Source organism: Aeromonas simiae (assembly GCF_000820125.1).
GTDB classification, from domain to species: Bacteria; Pseudomonadota; Gammaproteobacteria; order Enterobacterales; family Aeromonadaceae; genus Aeromonas; species Aeromonas simiae.
On the sequence record NZ_CDBY01000052.1, the window covers coordinates 1 to 862 of the forward strand.

Consider the following 862-nt stretch of genomic DNA (forward strand, 5'->3'; position numbering starts at 1 on the left):
GGGGGCACCACCACCCGCGCCAGCCGCGAGGCGATCGGCAGCGAACTGCCTTGCAGCAGCAGCGAGACCAGCACCACGAAGAAGGCGACATTGAAAAAGAGCTGGGCATTGGGCAGCCCGGCCATCATGGGGAAGACCGCCAGGATGATCGGCACGGCGCCGCGCAGCCCGACCCAGGAGATAAACCAGCGCTCGCGGGCCGAGAAGTTCTTGAACGGCAGCAGGCTGAGCCACACCGCCAGCGGGCGGGCGAACAGGATCATCCAGCCGGCCAGCAGCAGGGCGGGCACGGCGATGGGCAGCAGATTGCTCGGGGTGACCAGCAGGCCCAGCACCACGAACATGCAGATCTGGCTGAGCCAGGTCAGCCCGTCGAGCACCGACAGGGTGGTGCTGCGACTGCGCACCACCTGGTTGCCAAGCAGTAAGCCGGCGAGGTAAACGGCCAGGATGCCGCTGCCGCCCATGGCGGTGGTGACCGAGAAGATGAGCAGGCCGCCGCTCACCGTGAGCAGGGGATAGAGGCCGGGGGCCAGCTCGGCCCGGTTGTTGACCTTCCAGATGAGCCAGCCGCCGGTAAAGCCGAAGGCGGTGCCGATGCCGAACTGCTTGATGAGGCTCCAGACAAACAGCCAGCCATCGGCCTGTTGCCCGGTGGCGAGCATCTCGATCAGGGTGACGGTGAGAAACACCGCCATGGGATCGTTGCTGCCTGACTCTATCTCGAGGGTGGCACCGACCCGCTGGTTCAGGCTGCGTCCGCCGAGCAGGGAGAAGACGGCGGCCGCATCGGTAGAGCCGACGATGGCGCCGATCAGCATCCCCTGCATCAGGTCGATGTCAAACAGCCAGGCCGCCACCA

1 protein-coding gene is annotated in these 862 nt (G+C 66.5%); it reads right to left on the reverse strand.

The window, feature by feature from the left end; translation table 11 throughout:
• Positions 1-862 (reverse strand): potassium/proton antiporter (locus tag BN1134_RS19270; RefSeq protein ID WP_042047016.1); only part of this gene is annotated, 862 nt, incomplete at both ends.